Annotated in this window: 18 protein-coding genes and 3 tRNA genes; 12 read left to right on the forward strand and 9 right to left on the reverse strand. The window is 40.9% G+C overall.

Annotated elements, in window-relative coordinates; all coding sequences use genetic code 11:
• Window positions 1-227: 227 nt before the first annotated feature.
• From J7338_RS15360 to uvrD, 4 genes are all read right to left on the reverse strand, one after another.
• On the reverse strand, window positions 228-1,076 hold the full coding sequence (locus tag J7338_RS15360) for a chemotaxis protein (RefSeq protein ID WP_210797871.1): 849 nt from the start codon (window positions 1,074-1,076) through the stop codon (window positions 228-230).
• Window positions 1,077-1,142: 66 nt separating this feature from the next.
• A complete protein-coding gene (locus tag J7338_RS15365) occupies window positions 1,143-2,147 on the reverse strand; it encodes an ABC transporter substrate-binding protein (RefSeq protein ID WP_267459590.1) in 1,005 nt (334 codons plus the stop codon).
• Window positions 2,148-2,220: 73 nt separating this feature from the next.
• Window positions 2,221-4,314, reverse strand: coding sequence for a GNAT family N-acetyltransferase (locus J7338_RS15370; protein ID WP_210797873.1), 2,094 nt, complete (start codon window positions 4,312-4,314; stop codon window positions 2,221-2,223).
• On the reverse strand, window positions 4,292-6,457 hold the full coding sequence (gene uvrD, locus J7338_RS15375; protein ID WP_210797927.1) for a DNA helicase II: 2,166 nt from the start codon (window positions 6,455-6,457) through the stop codon (window positions 4,292-4,294). The genes J7338_RS15370 and uvrD overlap by 23 nt, the downstream gene beginning before the upstream one ends.
• 327 nt (window positions 6,458-6,784) lie before the next feature.
• On the opposite strand from uvrD, the gene J7338_RS15380 reads away from it, so the two are divergent.
• On the forward strand, window positions 6,785-7,009 hold the full coding sequence (locus tag J7338_RS15380; RefSeq protein WP_145242571.1) for a hypothetical protein: 225 nt from the start codon (window positions 6,785-6,787) through the stop codon (window positions 7,007-7,009).
• A 111-nt stretch (window positions 7,010-7,120) separates the two neighbouring features.
• The gene (locus J7338_RS15385; RefSeq protein ID WP_145242569.1) at window positions 7,121-7,489 is read left to right on the forward strand and encodes a YacL family protein; all 369 of its coding nucleotides are present in this window, start codon (window positions 7,121-7,123) and stop codon (window positions 7,487-7,489) included.
• A 30-nt stretch (window positions 7,490-7,519) separates the two neighbouring features.
• Here J7338_RS15385 and J7338_RS15390 read toward each other — a convergent pair whose 3' ends face one another.
• A complete protein-coding gene (locus J7338_RS15390) occupies window positions 7,520-8,149 on the reverse strand; it encodes a peroxiredoxin-like family protein (RefSeq protein WP_210797874.1) in 630 nt (209 codons plus the stop codon).
• Between the two features lie 119 nt (window positions 8,150-8,268).
• Here J7338_RS15390 and J7338_RS15395 point away from each other — a divergent pair, with 119 nt between their 5' ends.
• Window positions 8,269-8,892, forward strand: coding sequence for a dUTP diphosphatase (locus J7338_RS15395; RefSeq protein WP_210797875.1), 624 nt, complete (start codon window positions 8,269-8,271; stop codon window positions 8,890-8,892).
• On the opposite strand, the gene yrfG is transcribed toward J7338_RS15395, so the two are convergent.
• Complete coding sequence (yrfG, locus tag J7338_RS15400) at window positions 8,889-9,539, reverse strand: GMP/IMP nucleotidase (protein WP_210797876.1); 651 nt, start codon at window positions 9,537-9,539, stop codon at window positions 8,889-8,891. The two genes, J7338_RS15395 and yrfG, sit on opposite strands and share 4 nt — an antisense overlap.
• Window positions 9,540-9,600: 61 nt before the next feature.
• Between yrfG and nudE the strand changes: the two genes are divergently transcribed.
• The 5 genes from nudE to J7338_RS15425 all read left to right on the forward strand — a co-directional run bounded on the left by nudE (window position 9,601) and on the right by J7338_RS15425 (window position 11,480).
• Entirely contained in the window at window positions 9,601-10,173 is a 573-nt protein-coding gene (gene nudE, locus J7338_RS15405) for an ADP compounds hydrolase NudE (protein WP_179959231.1), read from the forward strand.
• Window positions 10,166-10,963 carry a 3'(2'),5'-bisphosphate nucleotidase CysQ gene (gene cysQ, locus J7338_RS15410; protein WP_210797877.1) on the forward strand — a complete coding sequence of 266 codons (798 nt, stop codon included), beginning with the start codon at window positions 10,166-10,168 and terminating at the stop codon, window positions 10,961-10,963. Before nudE ends, cysQ begins: the two co-directional genes overlap by 8 nt.
• A gap of 142 nt (window positions 10,964-11,105) precedes the next feature.
• Window positions 11,106-11,182: transfer RNA gene (locus J7338_RS15415), tRNA-Met, on the forward strand.
• 78 nt (window positions 11,183-11,260) lie between these two features.
• Window positions 11,261-11,337 (forward strand) — tRNA-Met (locus J7338_RS15420).
• Window positions 11,338-11,403: 66 nt separating this feature from the next.
• Window positions 11,404-11,480, forward strand: a tRNA-Met gene (locus J7338_RS15425).
• A 492-nt stretch (window positions 11,481-11,972) separates the two neighbouring features.
• On the opposite strand, the gene J7338_RS15430 is transcribed toward J7338_RS15425, so the two are convergent.
• Window positions 11,973-12,245 (reverse strand): hypothetical protein, encoded by a 273-nt coding sequence (locus J7338_RS15430; protein WP_145242551.1) that lies wholly within the window; start codon window positions 12,243-12,245, stop codon window positions 11,973-11,975.
• A gap of 12 nt (window positions 12,246-12,257) precedes the next feature.
• The gene (nfuA, locus tag J7338_RS15435) at window positions 12,258-12,833 is read right to left on the reverse strand and encodes a Fe-S biogenesis protein NfuA (RefSeq protein ID WP_145242549.1); all 576 of its coding nucleotides are present in this window, start codon (window positions 12,831-12,833) and stop codon (window positions 12,258-12,260) included.
• 411 nt (window positions 12,834-13,244) lie between these two features.
• Between nfuA and J7338_RS15440 the strand changes: the two genes are divergently transcribed.
• Complete coding sequence (locus tag J7338_RS15440; protein WP_210797878.1) at window positions 13,245-15,797, forward strand: M14 metallopeptidase family protein; 2,553 nt, start codon at window positions 13,245-13,247, stop codon at window positions 15,795-15,797.
• Window positions 15,798-15,809: 12 nt separating this feature from the next.
• On the opposite strand, the gene J7338_RS15445 is transcribed toward J7338_RS15440, so the two are convergent.
• The gene (locus J7338_RS15445) at window positions 15,810-16,511 is read right to left on the reverse strand and encodes a ComF family protein (protein WP_210797879.1); all 702 of its coding nucleotides are present in this window, start codon (window positions 16,509-16,511) and stop codon (window positions 15,810-15,812) included.
• A 58-nt stretch (window positions 16,512-16,569) separates the two neighbouring features.
• On the opposite strand from J7338_RS15445, the gene bioH reads away from it, so the two are divergent.
• From bioH to J7338_RS15460, 3 genes are all read left to right on the forward strand, one after another.
• Window positions 16,570-17,307 (forward strand): pimeloyl-ACP methyl ester esterase BioH, encoded by a 738-nt coding sequence (gene bioH / locus J7338_RS15450; RefSeq protein ID WP_210797880.1) that lies wholly within the window; start codon window positions 16,570-16,572, stop codon window positions 17,305-17,307.
• A gap of 100 nt (window positions 17,308-17,407) precedes the next feature.
• Window positions 17,408-17,716 (forward strand): hypothetical protein, encoded by a 309-nt coding sequence (locus J7338_RS15455; protein ID WP_145242541.1) that lies wholly within the window; start codon window positions 17,408-17,410, stop codon window positions 17,714-17,716.
• A gap of 6 nt (window positions 17,717-17,722) precedes the next feature.
• On the forward strand, window positions 17,723-18,589 hold the full coding sequence (locus J7338_RS15460) for a putative metalloprotease CJM1_0395 family protein (protein WP_210797881.1): 867 nt from the start codon (window positions 17,723-17,725) through the stop codon (window positions 18,587-18,589).
• Window positions 18,590-18,660: the final 71 nt, after the last annotated feature.

Raw genomic sequence — 18,660 nt, forward strand, 5'->3', positions numbered from 1 at the left:
ACGTCTGCAGAAAAGTGATAAACGGACAAGTCATACACACTTAATCAAAACCCATCACGTCGGTTGGGCGAATCGACTCCCGACGCTAAAGTCACAACAAAACCCATCAATATCCCATTCGACCAATACAGCAGCATTTGCTATATGGCTCTCTTGTGGGCACTGCCATTTTTTAATCTTGAGAAACTAGCGCCCTTTAAAATAGATTGCTACCTAGAAATGCATTTCTAAAACAATCCATATTCTGCTGTTTCCTCAGCATGTTGATGCATTAAGTGATCGGGTCTAAAGATTGCACTGGGATCTATGAGTACGCTATGTTTATGCTCAAGTTTTATTAATCCTCGCATCATATTTTTGGTCTGCGGATCAATGTCAAAACCTACATCTGTTAGCTTATCTAAAGGCTTGATATCTTCTTTTTTATAACTGATATTATCCTCGACTTTATCAACAAGTAGTCCTATATGTGGGTTTCTACCATCTTTAGTTGTGAAAATGATGATTGGTTTATAATCTAAAATAATTTGTTCTTTGGCTGATTCGAATAGTCTAATTAATTGCATAAAATTGCTGTTTCGCTCAATATTTAGGTCAATAAGAGCTTGTTTTGGATTGCCTTTTTTTACTAGTTCAATTAGCTTATTCGCGCGACTATACAAGCGCGCATGTGGGATCTTAAATCGTTCTATAATCGCTTTAAGATCTTCATTTTCGGTTTTAAAGCTGCTGTACCATTTTGCAAAATTAGATTGTTGAATGTCAGTGTTGTGATTAAAGGACTGATTTTGGCTAATACTATTTTCAAGTGCGAAAAACCATTCGTGTTGTTTTTGTTCCCACTCACTAAATAAATTCACTAATGATAAGTTGGTATCTTGAGTTGATTGTTTGTTGAGAATAATACCTAAATCAAATATTGGAGTGGGAGTTTCCATATAGTCTTTAACACCAATAAAACTTTTATTGTCGTTAGGTAATGAGGTTAAATTATCTTCAAAGCGTTCAGTTAAAAGTATGTCGAGAATTTTTAATGAAATCGTTTTCTGGCCTACCCTAAAATTAATTAAGTCCATAGTGTCCTCACCTCCTAAATATATAGCCTAATAATAGAACATTATTTAGAAAGCGCAGCTATTTTGTTAAAACACAGAGCGATAGACTATAGGTTTATTTTTATCGGCCTTATTGACGAATAACGCGTTTATTTGTTTATCTTCACTGAAAATAGTGTTTAGTCGCTGCATTAAACAATTATGTTGCAGTGGTTGCGGGCAGCGTTGTGCTGCGGCACTAAACACCATAGCATTGAGGTAGCCTTCAAAGTGCAGGCGATTAGGTTTGCTAATTTTTGCTACAGCCATATCTTTTAAGAATTGAGTGCACCAATAGGCGTCACACTTATGTGGGTTAGGGACTACTTCGGTCGCCAGAAGTTTGCTGGGGTACTTAAGGCGAGAAAATAAGTCATGGCTTGATGCAAAAGATATACTGGTATAATCAGGCGTAAACTTTTGTTCATAGGCGGTATTTATAAACTCAGCCAATGGTTTATAAGTGCCGACTAAGCAAATGGCAGTAGCACCGCTGGCTTTTAGTGCTTTGAGGGCACCCTTAATATCATTACTGTTTCGTTGATAGCGCGCTACTTTTACGGGCTTTAGATTGTGTTTGGCGAGCGATTCCCGCAATCCAGACTCCACTACAAGACCAAATTCATCAGCTTGAATCAAAAAACCAATACGTGTGTGATTGTTTTCTTCCACTAGATATTTTATTTGCTCATCAGCTTCATCATCGTAACTAGCTCGTATGTTGAATATATTAATTGTTGGCTGATGATGCAAAAATTTAGCACCGCTATAAGGCATTAGATATGGAATTTGCAGTTGCTCAAGAATCGGCAAAACAGCAAAGCTCGTTGGAGTTCCCATTGCACCGAACAGCGCATCTACTTTGTCTTGATAAATAAAGCGACGAGTATTGCTTACTGCGCGTTTTGGCTCATAACCATCGTCGACGACAATTAACTCTACGTGAGCACCATTGATACCTCCGTTTTTATTTAATTTGTTAAAATAGATATTACTACCCAGATAGAGTTGCTCACCAATTTGTTTAGCCGGTCCTGTTAGCGCGCTAGACATGCCTAATTTTATTGCAGGCTTGTTCTCGGCATGGGCGAAATTGCTTTGTATAAATGCAAGAAAGAAAAGAACGCTAAGGTAATTTTTTAAGTAAGTATTGTTCATACCAATTTGTAACAGCCTGTTTGAATAGTTTATCGAGTGATTTTTTACCACGGATCTGTAAAACTATTTGTACTTTTTGTGATGACCAGTTTTGTAATATTAGTCTAATAAAAAGACATTTGGTATTTTCATCACAGGTTAACAGGCTGTGAGGTGTGCACCAAAGTGTCCGCCATAGTAAAGGTTTTATGGCGTGCAATTGATAATTCGTTGTTAATAAAGATTTTAATCGTTTATCTAAGTGGCGATCTAGGTGTTGTGGTATAAAAGCTGTAAGTATTTGTTCGACTAATTGCTGCTCTAATTGATTGAAATGATCGAGTAATTGCAATGCAAAATCAGACTGAAATTCGCTTTTTAGTTGATTGTTTATGGGGCTGTCTTGATTTAAGCTTTTTAGTACCAGTGCCGCATGCTCTGCGGTTGCTTTATCTTGTTTGAATCCAAGTTTGACTAAATTAAACCCCGCCGCTTGCCAAAATTTGAGTAAGTTGGCATTTGCGCCAAAACTGGCTCCAAACCAATGGCAACTTGCTGTTAATTGTTGCTCGCAATGTGCAAGTAACTTTGAACCAATCTTGTTGTTATGGTGTGATGGCGCAACAGCAATACGCACAACACGAGCGCAGTTTAAGGTGAGTATGTTTGGCTCAACGGCTAGCTGTGCTAAGGTTTGCGCCATTAAATGCCCTTGTGGTCGGCGTTGACCGCTGGCAATCTGTTTACTGATTTTTGTATTTAAACCGCCTTCAACAGTAATTAAACATACCCCAAGAAGCGCATCGCGTTGTTGGCAGACAAAAATACGTTGTTTTGTGCCATCCAGCAGGTGGCGTAAATCATTCACGCTAGTTTGATAGTGCGCTAACGACAACAATCCCATGACTTGGCGAAGTAGTGCTTCATCGCTGGCTAATTCAGTCGCTTTGAGCTCAGTAAACTGAAGTGCTGCATTATTAAACTCAGTGCTTTTATAGTCTGCATCTAGGGCTAAGAGTCTACAAATATGCTGTTCGAGTGGATCGGCTGTGGCAAAACGTATTGGTAGCTCTAAATTAACACTACGCATATTTTTAAAGTGCTGTTCTAAATAGCGTTTAAAGCGCAAAGTATAACCGCGACCATTACCTTCATAGCCAATCATAGTGCTAGCAAATACTACTCGTGGGTAATGAGTAAGTATTTTGATCAGCATGGGCACAGGGATTGCTGCGGCTTCATCAACCAGCAGCACATCGCACTGAGGTAGCTCACTTAATAATTGATCGGGTGCAATGTAGCGTAAATTAGCGAGCTGTTTTTGTTGTTCTTGATAATGACAGCCTTGCTCAGCAGCAAAATGTTTAAAGCAGCTATGTAGAGCTGTAAATTGTTGTGAGCAGAGAATAATGGTTTTGTCGCTAAGCTTTGCAGCTGCAAGGCCTAATGCCGCAGATTTTCCTCGACCGCGATCAGCACTGATCAATAATGGGCGGTTCGCTCTTCCCGTTGCTGTTTTAATTATTTGCTCAACACAATACTGTTGCTCTGTAAGTGAAAGTACACCAGCTTCAGCACTTACTTTAGGAGGCAGCTGCCAACCTTCAGTTTGGCTAAAATGCAGTAGTGAGTTATCGGTGAGCAAACCAGCTAAACGTTGATTAAAGTAACTGTGCTGACGTTGTTGCGCAAATGATTGAAAGGTCTCCAAGGCTGGATCGCACCAATGTTGTAAATCAGCCAGCTCTGGTAATAATAAAATAAATAACCCGCCAGCCTGAACAGTGCCACTAAGAGCGGCAAATTTGTCTGGTACTAAGCCACTAAAACCGTCATAAATGACATGCTGAAATTCTTGGCCAAGAATTTGATGAATATGTTCAGGCCAGCTACTGTCAGTGAGCTCGTCACTAGTTGATAACACCTTAACAAATGGATGATTCAGTTGCTTGAGTAACTCATTAGCTTGTTGATAACACCAATTTTGTTCGCCAGCAATGAGTAGCAGTTGCCTATGTTTTGCATAGGCAAGTTGCGGCAGGATATTGCTTATTAACGAGCTAAATGGCTTGTAGTCGTGCATAAACAGTTACTAACCACTTACTACCAAAATCATCAAAATTCACTTGTACGCGAGATTGAGCGCCACTTCCTTCATAATTAATAACTGTTCCCATACCAAATTTTGCATGTAATACGTGTTGTCCTAAGCTAAAGCCACTTTCTTCAAATACGGCATGACTAACTGATGAGCTAAATCGTCCTGCTGATGGGGGGCGCGATACTTGGGTTTTAATACGAATTTCTTCAATACAATCTTCAGGCATTTCACGTAAAAAGCGTGATGGACTGTGGTACTTTTCTTGACCATAAAGACGGCGGCTCTCGGCATGGCTAATATAGAGTTTTTCCATGGCGCGAGTCATGCCGACATAGCAAAGACGACGCTCTTCTTCTAACCGTCCTGATTCTTCATTACTTTGTTGAGATGGGAACATGCCTTCTTCAACACCAACCATAAATACGAGTGGAAACTCTAAGCCTTTGGCTGAGTGCAACGTCATCATTTGCACGGCATCTTCATGTTCTTCAGCTTGGCCATCACCCGATTCCAGTGAAGTATAAGCCAAGAATCCTTGCAGTGGAGAGCTAAACTCTTCATCTTCCGGTGGTTCGTATTGGCCACAGGCGCTGATCAGCTCTTCTAAGTTTTCTACCCGAGCGCGGCCCTTTTCGCCTTTTTCTGCTTGATACATCGCCATTAAACCAGATGTTTGAATAGCGTATTTCGCTTGCTCTTCTAAAGTGAGATCACCAATTTTATCTTCAATATGTTCGACCAGTTCAACAAATTTAGTAACAACCGTCGCCGCACGTCCTGATAAATGTTGTTGTTCTACGATGGCTTTGGCGGCGTACCATAATGGCAATGATTCACTACGCGCACAATCGCGAATATGGCTTAAGGTTTTATCGCCAATGCCACGAGCAGGAGTGTTAATCACTCGCTCAAATGCAGCATCATCCTGACGATTACCTACGAGCCGTAAATATGCCAGTGCATCTTTAATTTCCTGACGTTCAAAGAAACGCATACCGCCGTAAATGCGGTACTTCAAACCTTCTTGTAGCATGGCTTCTTCAAGTACCCGTGATTGTGCGTTACTACGATATAAAATCGCCGCGTCTTGTAGGGCATTACCAGCGTTTAACCAGCTGCGTAATTTGCTGCTTACAAAACGCGCTTCGTCTAATTCGTTAAAAGCGGCATAAACAGAAATAGGTTCACCATCATTGCCATCAGTCCAGAGGCTTTTACCCATTCGGTCTGAGTTATTTTGAATAAGTGCATTAGATGCTTTTAGAATTGTGGCAGTAGAGCGATAGTTTTGTTCAAGGCGAATAGTTTCGGCTTTAAAATCGGTCAAAAAGCGCTTGATGTTTTCGATTTTAGCACCACGCCAACCGTAAATACTTTGGTCATCATCACCTACGATCATGATGCTGTTGGTATCGCCGGCTAATAATTTAAGCCATGCGTATTGAATGGTGTTGGTATCTTGAAACTCGTCTACTAGCATATGGGCAAAACGTTGCTGGTAGTGACGTAGTAAGGTTGGATTATTTTTTAGTACTTCAAAACTACGTAATAAGATTTCGGCAAAATCAACTAATCCTGCTCGATCACATGCTTCTTGATAAGCGGTGTAAACTTTAAGCATCATTTGTTCGTTGATGTCGTAAGCTTGGATATCTTTGGGGCGCAGACCTTCATCTTTCTTGGCGCTGATATACCAGCCAAACTGTCTTGCAGGCCATTTTTTGTCATCAATATTCATGGCTTTTAATAAGCGTTTGATCATTCTAAGTTGATCATCAGAGTCTAAAATTTGAAACGCTTCTGGTAAGTTTGCTTCGCGATGGTGGGCGCGCAATATACGGTGTGATAAGCCATGGAAAGTACCAATCCACATACCACCTACTGGTGCTTGAAGGGCTTGTTCAACGCGCGTGCGCATTTCTTTAGCTGCTTTATTGGTAAAGGTTACTGCAAAAATACTATAAGCGGAGGCTTGCTCAACCTGCATTAACCATGCGATACGATGAACGAGTACTCGAGTTTTCCCAGAGCCTGCGCCAGCAAGCACCAGCATATTTTGGAGTGGGGCTGCAACTGCATCCCGTTGTTTATCATTTAAACCGTCGAGTAATTCTGAAACGTCCATCATCACGCCTTTTCAATCAATATTAAAAGCAGTATAACAGGTGTTTTTGTTAGGCTAAATAAAATACTGTTTTTATAACCAGTTAATTTAATACATAGTCTAAAGGCTTTAAAAACTTAATGATTCATTTATAGTCATTTTTTAGCTAAGCTAGATCAATGGTGTGAAGTGATATCGCCAATTTGACTTATATTTAGTAAAAATCACGATTTTAGCTAGTTCTTTGTATTACTGTTGATTTTAAAATATTGATTTTTAATAACTAAATAATTGGCATGAAGAATGTAAGTAGATAAGAATAAAATTAAATTAATAATTGAGGTTAACATGGCAGAGCAAGGTTCAGGCGGTAATGTTATCGCAGCGATTTGTAATATATTTTTCCCAGGTTTAGGGCAGTTAGTTCAAGGCCGGATCATGGCGGCAATTGGTTTCTTCCTAGCGTGGGTTATTAGTGGCGCGCTTATTTATGTTGCGATTGGTTTTATATTACTGCCGATCGTCTATATTTGGGCAATCATTGATGCCGCGCGGTTTAGATCTTATCGGTAGCTGTATCACTTCAAAGAATAGCGCTTTTTAGCGCTATTTTTGTCACTGGCTTTATTTATTCAGCACTGACTAGGGTATAATCCCGATCATTAGTTGTATTTAGGTAAAGTTATGGAATACCAATTTATACGCGATCCAATAAGTGGCCTGCGGATTAAAATTAGCAGTGAACATGCGGTTATTGGCCGTTGGTTAAATGAAGAGATTGGCAAAGACAAAATTGCTATGGTACAGGCTTTAATAGCCTCAGTATCAAGTAGTTTTGAGCCGTTAACGCTACAGGGCCAAGAAATTGATTTGATCTTAAATAAAGATGAAGCCATTTTTGAAGCCCATGCCTTGCACCAAGACTCTGAAGATTTATTTGCTTATCAAGATGATGAGCTTATGCTCGAGGAAAATGGTTTAAGTAGTGGCTGTGGTTTTGAAGATTTTGTTGATCTGATTAATTCATGGCAAGAATTTACCACAGGCAGGTAAGCAGAGGGTTAAAGCCCCCTGCTAATTACGCTATTGCTCAGATACAGATTTTACTGCAGCCAATAGTAAGCTTTCGGTTAAGCGAACTTTATAATTAGGGTTCGCATATTGAAAATGCACTAAACCTTGTTTATCAATAACAAAGACTGCCGGTACAGGTAGGGCTACCTTCGCTTTACCTTCAAGAGAAACAAAATTTACCCCTAGTTTATTACGATAAATAGTCGCGGTTTTATCATCAAGGTAAAATGCTAAACCAAGCGCTTGGCTAAGCAATAGGCTATCGTCAGAAAGTAACTGATAATTAGGTGAATCAATTTTAGTTTCAGCTAATTTTTCTGGGCTATCGGGTGAAACCGCGATAATTTGCGCACCTAAATCAGCTAGTTCTGCTTCAATTTTTTGTACGTTTGCGAGTTGCTTAGAGCAATATGGGCACCAACCACCACGGTATACGATAAGCACCGTGGTTTTTTCAGCAAAACGTTCAGCTAAAACAACATTTTTACCGGTTTTATCTTTCAGTGTGATTGCTGGCACTGTTAAGCCGGGCAACAACGGACTAACTTTTTCAGCTTGATCTGCAATATTTATGGCTGTTGCAGCAGTCACTGATGCAGTAACTGCGATTGAACAAGCGAGTATGATTGCTTTTAACATGTAAGTCTCTAATAATTTTTAAACGCGTTACATATAAGATAGGCTAACTGGAGAAATAATTTCATTAGATCTCACTTACCTGTATTATTACAGCAATTAAAATAGTAACTGGAAGAGATATGTCTGCCAATTTAAATAAACTAGTGGTGATGCTAGAAATGCAAAATGCCATGAACACCAAAGTTCATGATCAATGGTTTAGCCAAGGCTTTGAATGGTATCGCGCTATTTGGGTTGAATGCGCTGAAATGCTTGATCATTACGGTTGGAAATGGTGGAAAAAGCAAACTCCAGATACCGAGCAAGTTATTTTAGAATTGGTTGATATTTTTCACTTCGGTTTATCGTTACGCATTGATGGAGAGACCAGTTATTTAGATCTTGCTAAGCAGTTGGAACAACAGTTAAGTGCACCGCAACAAGCTGATGATTTCAAACAAACGTTAGAAATGCTCGCCGCGTCAGCCGTCGCTGAGAAAACCTTTAACGCCGCAGCCTTCGCTGGTTGTATGGCGCAAATAGGTATGGATATTGATGATTTATATCGAGGCTATGTAGGTAAAAACACGCTTAATTTTTTCCGCCAAGATCATGGTTATAAAGATGGTAGCTACATTAAAGAATGGCATGGCAAAGAAGATAACGAGCATTTAGTTGAGGTAGTTAAAAGCCTTGATACTGAACATGCCGATTTCGCAAAGCTTGTATATCAAGGCTTAGAGGCTCGTTACCCGAAAAACTAAGGGAGGAGAGTACGAAAATCAGTGACGCTCAAATAGTCACTGATTTCATTGTGCGGTTGTTTACTATCTGGGTTTGCAACCGCCAATAAATGGCCAATACCATATTCTTTTGCGGCGTTTAGTACCGCTAAACTGTCGTCAACGAACAGCGTACGCTGCTTATCAAAACCTAAATCGAGTTGTACTTGCTGCCACAAGCTTTGCTGCTCTTTACTCACACCATATTGATGAGTCGACACCACACCATCTAAATAGTTATCAATATCAGTTTTTTCAAACTTGAGCATGACACTTTCCGGATGTGCGTTGGTAAGTAAAATCAACTCTTTATCCGCTTTTCGCAGCGACGTTAAAAATGCTGGTACATCCTCACGCATTTTAATGAGGTGCTGATGCTGATATTTTAGCTCCATAATAGGTAAATTAAGTTGTTGTTCCCAGTAATCTAAGCAATACCATTGGATTTGACCGCTAACGGCTTGATAGCGTTTTAATATATCCGCTTGGGCTTGTGCCAAACTAATATTCTTTGCGATAGCGAGTTGCTCAGGGATCACTGTCAGCCAAAAGTGAGTATCAAAGTGGAGATCGAGCAAAGTACCATCCATATCTAGCAGCACAGTATCGATTTTTGACCAATTTAACATAGGAATTTCATCTTATAGGGTTTATTATTGAACTAACTGCCATGATAGCAAATTAATGCCAATGACACAGAAAAAGCACCCAACACCACCACAAATTCTTCGCACCGAAGTTGTTGCTAAAAGCCGATTATTTACGGTGGAATCACTTGAATTAAAGTTTTCAAATGACGAGCAGCGTCAATACGAACGGATCCGTGGCGGTGGCCGAGGGGCTGTAATGATAGTGCCATTAACAGCTGATAATGAATTACTGTTAGTGCGAGAATATTGTGCTGGCACTAATGATTATCAACTAGGCTTCCCAAAGGGCTTAATTGATCCTGGTGAAACACCAGAGCAAGCAGCAAACCGAGAATTAAAAGAAGAAGTTGGCTTTGGTGCTGAGCAACTTCAGCCACTTAAAGTGGTTTCAATGGCACCCAGTTACTTTAATGCGACTATGCACATATTGTTTGCGCAACAACTTTATCCGCAAACTTTAGTTGGGGACGAGCCAGAACCATTAGTGGTTGTTAAGTGGCCATTAACCGATTGGCAGTCATTATTACAACAATCAGACTTCACTGAAGCACGAAGCGTTGCAGCTTTGCTATTATTAACTAAGCATTTAGAATCAGGAGCTGCGAATGATTGAATTACTTGAGCCATGTATTGAGCTTGCGCAAAGCGCTGGTGCTGCGATTATGGCTATTTACAAGAAAGATGATATTGGCCAGCAAGAAAAGTCAGATCACACACCTGTCACTAAAGCCGATTTAGCCGCTAACGATGTGTTAGTTGCTGGATTAACAGCACTAGCGCCAGATATTCCTATTATGTCAGAAGAAACACCAATCCCTGCTTTAGCAGATAGGCAAGATTGGCAGCGCTATTGGTTACTCGATCCAATGGACGGTACCGGTGAGTTTATTTTAGAAAGCGGCGACTTTGCGGTAAATATCGCTTTGATTGAAAACAATCGCCCAGTGCTTGGGGTGATTTATTGGCCAGCGAAAGAGACAACTTATTTTGCCAGTTATCAAAATGGTGCATTTAAGCGTGTCGATGGCGTAGAGCAGCAGATCAATGTTGCCACTCCAGATAACTTAACTTTGGCTGTTAGTCGTCGTCAAAAAATTGAAGCTGTTAGTCAATACTTGAACGCGCAGTTTACAACAGTTGCTGTAGGTTCATGCTCTTTAAAAGCATGTATTGTTGCAGAGGGTAAAGCTGACTGTTTTTTACGGATAGGGCCAACAGGTGAGTGGGATACGGGAGCATCGCAAATAATTGTTGAAGAAGCAGGTGGCTGTATTACTGATGCTGAATTTAATCCATTAACCTACAATCAGCGTGAGAGTACAGAGAACCCTGACTTTATAGTGATGGGTCACCCTGATTGGGAGTGGCAAAAAATGATCAGTCCACACCAAAGAGCGCTTTAATTACTCTGTTTGTTTGCTTTTTGTTCGGTTGAACAGCTTTAAGCAGTTTAACTGTTGCATTATAATATGATTCCTATACTATAGCGCTCTCTTCGAAACAGGCTCGCAAATAACGCGAAACAGTTGAAAAAGAAATTACAGGCGCGGGATGGAGCAGCCTGGTAGCTCGTCGGGCTCATAACCCGAAGGTCGTCGGTTCAAATCCGGCTCCCGCAACCAATTCTTTTAAAGAAGCGGTTACTGTAAACTCTTGGTGAGAGTTAAAAATCACTAGTCGATAGACTTAAAATATACAGGCGCGGGATGGAGCAGCCTGGTAGCTCGTCGGGCTCATAACCCGAAGGTCGTCGGTTCAAATCCGGCTCCCGCAACCAATTCTTTAGTGAGTTGGCTGACTTCTTTAATTAAGTAAGAAGTAAAATAACACTTAATATTTCAGGCGCGGGATGGAGCAGCCTGGTAGCTCGTCGGGCTCATAACCCGAAGGTCGTCGGTTCAAATCCGGCTCCCGCAACCAACTGAAATTACAATGTAGAATATTAAACAGACACGCCTAAAGCGTGTTTTTTTATGCCTGAAACTCAGTGAAATAAATAGCTCGTCGGTCTCAGCTCTACATGAGCCAGCAAAGGCCATCTATTTAAATCCGGCTCCCGCAACCACTGAAATAAAAAATAGTAAGATTAAACAGACATGCCTAAAGCGTGTTTTTTTATGCCTGAAACTCAGTGAAATAAATAGCTCGTCGGTCTCAGCTCTACATTAGCCAGCAAAGGCCATCTATTTAAATCCGGCTCCCGCAACCACTGAAATAAAGTAAGACAAATTAAATAGGTATTGTTGATGAGTGCTTTTTCATGGCAGTATTTTGATAGAACATAGAACATAGAACATAGAACATAGAACATAGAACATAGAACATAGAACATAGAACATAGAACATAGAACATAGAACATAGAACATAGAACATAGAACATAGAACATAGAACATAGAACATAGAACCTTGGCTATTTCCAAAGATCAGGATCTTCTTCTGGACGGGAATCTTTTCTGTCTAATACCTGCGAAAAGCGATTAGCAAAGATACCTAAGTAGCCCCAAGCGGCGAAGAATAGTGCGATGGCTAAAATTACTAAGCCGATGATTTGTAAGCTGTAGTGACTATAATAGCCGAGGGTGATTAATATCACGGCTAGCACAAACAGTGCTAGGCCGCGTAGAAAGCGCTTTAAGCTGAGCTTAGGCTCTGAACCTAAGCGATATATCAGCGGCTTTAGCATGACTGCCTACTATTAATAGTAAGAATGATCGCCAGCTTTGTGATCAGTAATATCAGCAACACCGGTGATTTCATCGAACTTAGCAATCATTTCTTTTTCAATGCCTTCTTTTAGTGTGACATCGATCATAGAACAACCATTACAGCCACCGCCAAATTGAAGAACAGCAATACCTTCAGCAGTTACTTCTACAAGGCTTACTTGGCCGCCATGGTTAGCAAGCTGAGGGTTAACCTCTGTTTCTAACATGTGTTGAATACGTTCGTTAAGTCCTGCGTCATCACCGATTTTACGGGCTTTAGCATTAGGGGCTTTAAGTGTTAACTGGGTGCCCATTTTATCGGTAACGAAATCGATTTCAGCTTCTTCTAAAAATGGCGCGCTTTCTGTGTCAACTACAGCATCAAAGCCGTTAAAAGGAAGACGAATATCGGTGGCTTCTACTGCATCTTCAGGGCAGTAAGATACACCACATTCCGCTTGTGATGTGCCAGGGTTAACAACAAATACGCGAATATTTGTTTTTTCAGCTTGGTCAGCTAATAATTTTGCAAAATGCGATTGTGCGGTTTCGGAAATAGAAATCATAAAAACAACTATACTGTATAGAGCGTGCTGGCCTTTCGAGATTGCCTTTGCAGCAGTGTGTTTGGTTTTTAGGCAAGGCGGAACACGTTTAGTGTAGTTCACTACGTAAATCGTGTGATAACGCAGTTTAAAAGCCAAACACGCGCTGCCCGAAGGGTTCGGCCTAGGAATGCCTTACTCTTTGTTGCTCGGACTTTACATAGAAAAACTATGCTACAGTCCTCGCGCTTCGATTAAGACACATCTAGGTTGAACAAATCCAATCCTGAAAGGTCAACACGCTCTTCATTACTCGGATACTGGTTATCATACTCCGCTCATCGCGTTGTCGCCAGTGTTGAGCGTAAAAATTTGGCATCTATTTTAAGCAATGGTAGCGTGCAAACATTGATCATTTACTGAGTGTTTTCTATGCGTTTGATAATAACAATATTTACACTATTGCTAAGTTTTTCTTGTTTAGCACAACCGCTTTCATATTATTTCAATGATGATGTGAAATTTGATCCAACTATTCCCACTCCTGAGCAGGTTTTAGGCTATGAAGTCGGGCAGTGGCACGTACGTCATGATCAACTCGTTCGTTATATGGAAATATTGGCACAAAAAAGTGACCGTATTAATTTTGAAGTGATTGGTCGTACCCATGAGCAGCGCCCGCTCGTTATGCTAACTATCACCGCAGCTGATAAGTTGGCGAATGTGGAGCAAACACGTAAGGCGCACTTGGCTCGTTTAGCCGATCCAGAAAAAGCCAAAGAAACCGATCAGCCAGCGGTCGTTTGGATGGGTTATAGCGTTCATGGCAATGAATCTTCTGGTAGTAATTCAGCCTTGCTGGTGGCGTATTATTTAGCTGCGGCGCAAGGTAAAGAAATTGATACGTTATTAAATAACACGGTTATTTTACTCGATCCTTCATTAAACCCCGATGGTTTAGCACGCTTTGCGAATTGGGCGAATAGTAATCGCGGTATGAACTTATCGTCTGATCCACAAACTCGGGAGCATATTGAAAGCTGGCCAAGTAGCCGTACTAACCATTACTGGTTTGATTTAAATCGTGATTGGTTGCTGCTACAACACCCTGAATCACGTGCTCGTATTGCTAAGTTTCATTACTGGAAACCCAATATCCTTACTGATTTCCATGAAATGGGTCCCAACAGCACTTTTTTCTTTCAGCCAGGTATTCCATCACGTAAGCACCCGATCACCCCTGATGAAAATGTTAGCCTTACTAAGGCAATAGGTAACTATCATGCCAAAACATTGGATGAACACAACGCGTTATATTTTACCGAAGAAAGCTTTGATGATTTTTACTATGGCAAAGGTTCAACTTATCCAGATGTAAATGGTGGTGTGGGTATTTTATTTGAGCAAGCAAGTTCTCGTGGTCATCTGCAAGAAACCATAAATGGACCGCTGAGTTTTGCATTTACGATTAAAAACCAGCTGCTTACGAGCCTATCTACATTTCAGGCTGCGATAGATAATCGCCAAGCATTACTCGATTACCAAGCTAGTTTTTACAATAATGCTATAGAGCTTGCTAATGATGAAGATTATAAAGGTTATGTAGTGCAAGGCGGTGCAGATACAACACGTAGCGCACTTTTTTTAGATTTATTGAAACAGCATCAGATCAAAGCTTATCCACTTAATAAAGCAGTAAAAGCGGATGGTAAGAATTTTTCTGCGAAAAGTTATTTTGTGCCATTAGCCCAGCCGCAATATCGCTTAGTTAAAGCCATTTTTAGTGAGCAAAAGCGTTTTGTTGATAACACTTTTTATGATGTATCCGGCTGGACGTTAGCCCATGCTTTTAACTTGGAGTTTGCAGCAATCAAAAGTGGCTGGGGCTTAGACGTTAGTAAGAATGCATGGCAACAACCTGAAAAACCACAATTTGCTGAGTTAGATGCACAGTATGCGTTTGGCTTTAAATGGGATAATTATTTAGCTCCGAAAATGCTTAATAAATTATTACAGCAAGGTGTGCAAGCTCGTGTGGCGCTCAGCCCGTTATCAGCTAAATCGCTTGCAAGTACACAGGAATTTGCTGCGGGTAGTATTATTATTCCTGCAGGGATTCAAAAAAATCCGCAATGGGTGTCGTTATTAAATAGTGCACAAAATGAGTTTGGTATTGCGATTACGCCTATTACTTCTGGCTTAACGGCAAAGGGTGTCGATTTAGGCTCGCGGACGTTAGCGGTAGTTAAAGCGCCGAAAGTATTACTCGTTGGTGGCCAAGGGACTAGTCAATATGAAGTAGGTGAAGTGTGGTATTACTTAGACCGTTTTGTTGGTGTGGCACCTACCATTGTGGAAATGGAACGTTTTGGTAATTTAGAGCTTAGCAATTACAGCCACATTGTTTTGGCTCATGGAAATTACAATAAGCTTTCAGATGCTGACAAAATAGCAATTAAAACTTGGGTACGTAAAGGTGGAGTTATTTGGGGCCATAAAGGTGGGGCTAAGTTTTTAGTCGATCAACAACTATTAAAAACCAGTTATTTATCACGGCGAGATGTTGCCAGCGCCTTCAAAACGGATGGCTTAAACTATGGTGATAAAGATCATTTAGCTGGGCGTCAACGTATTGCTGGAGCGATATTTAATACTAAAGCCGATTTAACGCACCCACTTACTTTTTCATTACAGCGTGACACCTTACCAGTATTTAAAAATAGTACTTGGTTACTTGAAATGTCAGCTGCACCATTTGTAAATGTGTTGCAGTATACGCAAAAGCCATTACTAGCGGGCTTTACCGATGATGTGAATGTTGAGCAAGTAGCGGGAGCGGCTGGTTTAGTGGCACATTCGTATGGTCGTGGCAGTGTGATTGGTATGACAGATGATCCGGTATTTAGGGGCTATTGGTACGGCACCAGTCGTTTATTGAGCAATGCATTGTTTTTTGGTCACACATTTAGAGCGAATGCCGATTAATTAGCTTAAGTATCAATGTCCTAATGGTGTTAAGCAGGTTACAAATGCCCAAACTTGCTTAGCACCAGCCTTTTTAAGGGCGACGGTCGCTGCATTAAGAGTTGCTCCTGTTGTCATCACATCATCAATGATAGCAACTGTTTTTCCGCTCATATCGGTATTACATATAAATGCGCCATGTAAGTTTTTTACTCGTTTAGCTTTGCTAAGTGATGACTGTGCTTGGGTCTTCTTTGTACGCTGTAAGCTCTGAGAATCAATATTTTCATTTACTAAACATGGCAACCAGCATTGTGATACTTGGTTAAAGCCTCGCTTTAAAAAACGCTGCTGATGTAGAGGTAAAATAATAAATAAATCTGGCCATATTTCGCTATTTTTTTTACTAACAGTTAGTTGTTGGCTAATAATTAACGACAATGCGTTTTTATAATGAATTTGGTTACTAAATTTAAGTTGTGTGAGCCAACCATCGAAAGGTGGACGATACCACGCGCAAGCGAACAGATGATCGAATTGGCAATCAGGAAATAACTCAACCACATCTGGGCGATACAGTAAATTAGCATGTGTGGTTATATCTAATAGCGGCAAATCAGCTAAACAGTGTTCGCATAAACTATGTTTGGTACGGATAATACTTTGGCATTGCACACAAAAAGAAGGAAAAAACCAATCGCCCAGCTGTTGAAAACATTGATGAAAAGCAGTCATTGCATTCATTCCCTCAAACGCTATTATGAGCGCTAAGTTTGGAGCAAGGTTATAAAAAATGCAAAATGAGCTGGTGTTATTACATGGTTGGGGGATGAATCAAGGCGTATGGCAGTTGATCTTGCCGGAGCTTCAATTTATGCATAACGATACAGTACGCAGTGTTGATTTACCCGGTTACGGTAATAATCAAACATCGCCAAAGCCGTATACATTGCATGCCGCTGCATTACAATTAAGCAATCAATTACAGCCAAACACTACCTTAATGGGCTGGTCTTTAGGTGGTTTATTTGCTCTTTATATTGCAAAGCACTGGCCTGAAAAAGTCGCGAAAGTGATATTAGTTGCTGCAACTCCATTGTTTGCTGAAGGCGATGATTGGCCAGGAATTAAAGCAAGTGTATTAGCTGCATTTAAAGAGCAGTTAGTCACTCATCGTGAGAAAACCATCGATCGCTTTTTGGCAATACAAGCAATGGGCAGTGAAAATGCCCGAGATGATATTAAGCAACTTAAACAGTTACTCAATGAATTTCCGGCTCCACAAGAGTGCGCATTAACTGCTGGTTTAGATATTTTAAAGCAAGATGACTTACGCGATGCTTTTGCCTGTTGTCCAGTGCCGATCCGTGCTGTATTTGGCCGTTTAGATGCATTAGTACCGTATCGGGCAGTAACCAAAATGAAAGCTTTAAAACACGATTTTGAGTATGAAGTGATCGATAAAGCGTCACACGCACCTTTTATATCCCATAAAAAAGAGTTTTTATCTACCGTCAAATCAATGCTTTGAAAAGTAACTTCACGGTGGTTTGAAAAACTCTACAATAAAACTTTATTTTGACTATTTTATGAGCGATAATTAACCAATATATCATTGGTGGAGGTGTTGTATGCCAATCGGATCTGTGTTTAATAACGGTGTTGAAGGTTTTAATCGTGCCAGTCAGGGGATCGAGAAAGCCAGCGCAGAAATAAATCGCGCCAGCATCGAGCAACAAGACGACGCCCAGCTTGCCCAACAGCGCCAGCTGCAAGCAGCTCGTCCGGAAGAAGCGGTAACCGCTCCTGTGTCGCAACCCCCACGTATTGATGAAGCCTTGGTTAACTTAAAGGTCGAAGAGTTTAATGCTAAAGCCAATACGCAATCGATTCAAACCGCAGACGAAGTGCTGGGGACTTTGATTGATATTCGTGTTTAATTTGCCATGAACATTGTCACGCCATTTCCAAACATTAACATAAACACCGCAAATGTTTATACGGAAACCGCTCGGCGTGACAACCAGCTTCGGGAAGTTATCCCGCCACCTGCAGCTGCAAAACCGACTAATGCTGAAAACAAAGCGCTCGGTGATAATGAAAAAACCAAACAACCCGGCACAAATGATACCGGTACTTACGATGTCAAGGGTAAACTTGCCGACGAAAAAGTAATTCAAGAGCGTCAGCAGGGAGATGCAGAGAAAAACCCAGAACAAAATGAACAACAAGATACAGAGAAAGAAGCAAAGCAAAAAGAGCAAGTAGCTCAGCAAGAGCAACAAGACGCTGAGCAAGTCAAAGAGTTAAAAGCGCGTGACACTGAAGTTCGTGTTCACGAGCAAGCACACGCTTCGGTGGGTGGGCAATATGCTGGTTCACCTAGTTATGAGTACCAAAGAGGGCCTGATGGTCAAAAATATGCGGTAGGTGGCGAAGTACAAATTGATGTTGCTGAAATAGAAGGCGACCCTGAAGCCACCATCGAAAAAATGCAAACAGTACGAGCAGCAGCGCTTGCTCCTGCTGAGCCTTCTGGTGCTGACAGAGCTATTGCTGCAGATGCCACACAAAAACTCGCAGCAGCACAAGCTGAGTTAAGCTCTCCTGAAAGTGAGCAAGACAGCGACGAAGCTAGCAGTGCAACTTTTAAGGTAGATGACGACACTGCACAAGCTGTATCTTCTTCAAATCCTGAAACCGCAACAGCTAAGCGTGACGCCGATGTTGACGCACGAGCAGGGCGTATTGCTCAATTCTACCAAGCGGCTACATCTCCTTATGGGCAAGCAGGCTTTTCGGCTACTATTTAATATAAGCAGTAAATTTCTTTTGCCTATTAAATAAGACTCTCAATTAAAATAACTTCACGTTTGTTTACACT

The organism is Pseudoalteromonas ostreae, assembly GCF_018069805.1.
Taxonomy (GTDB): Bacteria; Pseudomonadota; Gammaproteobacteria; order Enterobacterales; family Alteromonadaceae; genus Pseudoalteromonas; species Pseudoalteromonas ostreae.

Coding starts and splice junctions, on each gene's coding strand:
- J7338_RS15455 (WP_145242541.1), top strand. CDS start 17,408: ATGCCAATCGGATCTGTGTTTAATAACGGTGTTGAAGGTTTTAATCGT.
- J7338_RS15430 (WP_145242551.1), bottom strand. CDS start 12,245: ATGCTAAAGCCGCTGATATATCGCTTAGGTTCAGAGCCTAAGCTCAGC.
- J7338_RS15370 (WP_210797873.1), bottom strand. CDS start 4,314: ATGCACGACTACAAGCCATTTAGCTCGTTAATAAGCAATATCCTGCCG.
- yrfG (WP_210797876.1), bottom strand. CDS start 9,539: ATGTTAAATTGGTCAAAAATCGATACTGTGCTGCTAGATATGGATGGT.
- J7338_RS15395 (WP_210797875.1), top strand. CDS start 8,269: ATGTCTGCCAATTTAAATAAACTAGTGGTGATGCTAGAAATGCAAAAT.
- J7338_RS15445 (WP_210797879.1), bottom strand. CDS start 16,511: ATGACTGCTTTTCATCAATGTTTTCAACAGCTGGGCGATTGGTTTTTT.
- J7338_RS15380 (WP_145242571.1), top strand. CDS start 6,785: ATGGCAGAGCAAGGTTCAGGCGGTAATGTTATCGCAGCGATTTGTAAT.
- uvrD (WP_210797927.1), bottom strand. CDS start 6,457: ATGGACGTTTCAGAATTACTCGACGGTTTAAATGATAAACAACGGGAT.
- J7338_RS15390 (WP_210797874.1), bottom strand. CDS start 8,149: ATGTTAAAAGCAATCATACTCGCTTGTTCAATCGCAGTTACTGCATCA.
- J7338_RS15360 (WP_210797871.1), bottom strand. CDS start 1,076: ATGGACTTAATTAATTTTAGGGTAGGCCAGAAAACGATTTCATTAAAA.
- J7338_RS15385 (WP_145242569.1), top strand. CDS start 7,121: ATGGAATACCAATTTATACGCGATCCAATAAGTGGCCTGCGGATTAAA.
- nudE (WP_179959231.1), top strand. CDS start 9,601: ATGACACAGAAAAAGCACCCAACACCACCACAAATTCTTCGCACCGAA.
- J7338_RS15365 (WP_267459590.1), bottom strand. CDS start 2,147: ATGTCTAGCGCGCTAACAGGACCGGCTAAACAAATTGGTGAGCAACTC.
- bioH (WP_210797880.1), top strand. CDS start 16,570: ATGCAAAATGAGCTGGTGTTATTACATGGTTGGGGGATGAATCAAGGC.
- nfuA (WP_145242549.1), bottom strand. CDS start 12,833: ATGATTTCTATTTCCGAAACCGCACAATCGCATTTTGCAAAATTATTA.
- J7338_RS15440 (WP_210797878.1), top strand. CDS start 13,245: ATGCGTTTGATAATAACAATATTTACACTATTGCTAAGTTTTTCTTGT.
- cysQ (WP_210797877.1), top strand. CDS start 10,166: ATGATTGAATTACTTGAGCCATGTATTGAGCTTGCGCAAAGCGCTGGT.
- J7338_RS15460 (WP_210797881.1), top strand. CDS start 17,723: ATGAACATTGTCACGCCATTTCCAAACATTAACATAAACACCGCAAAT.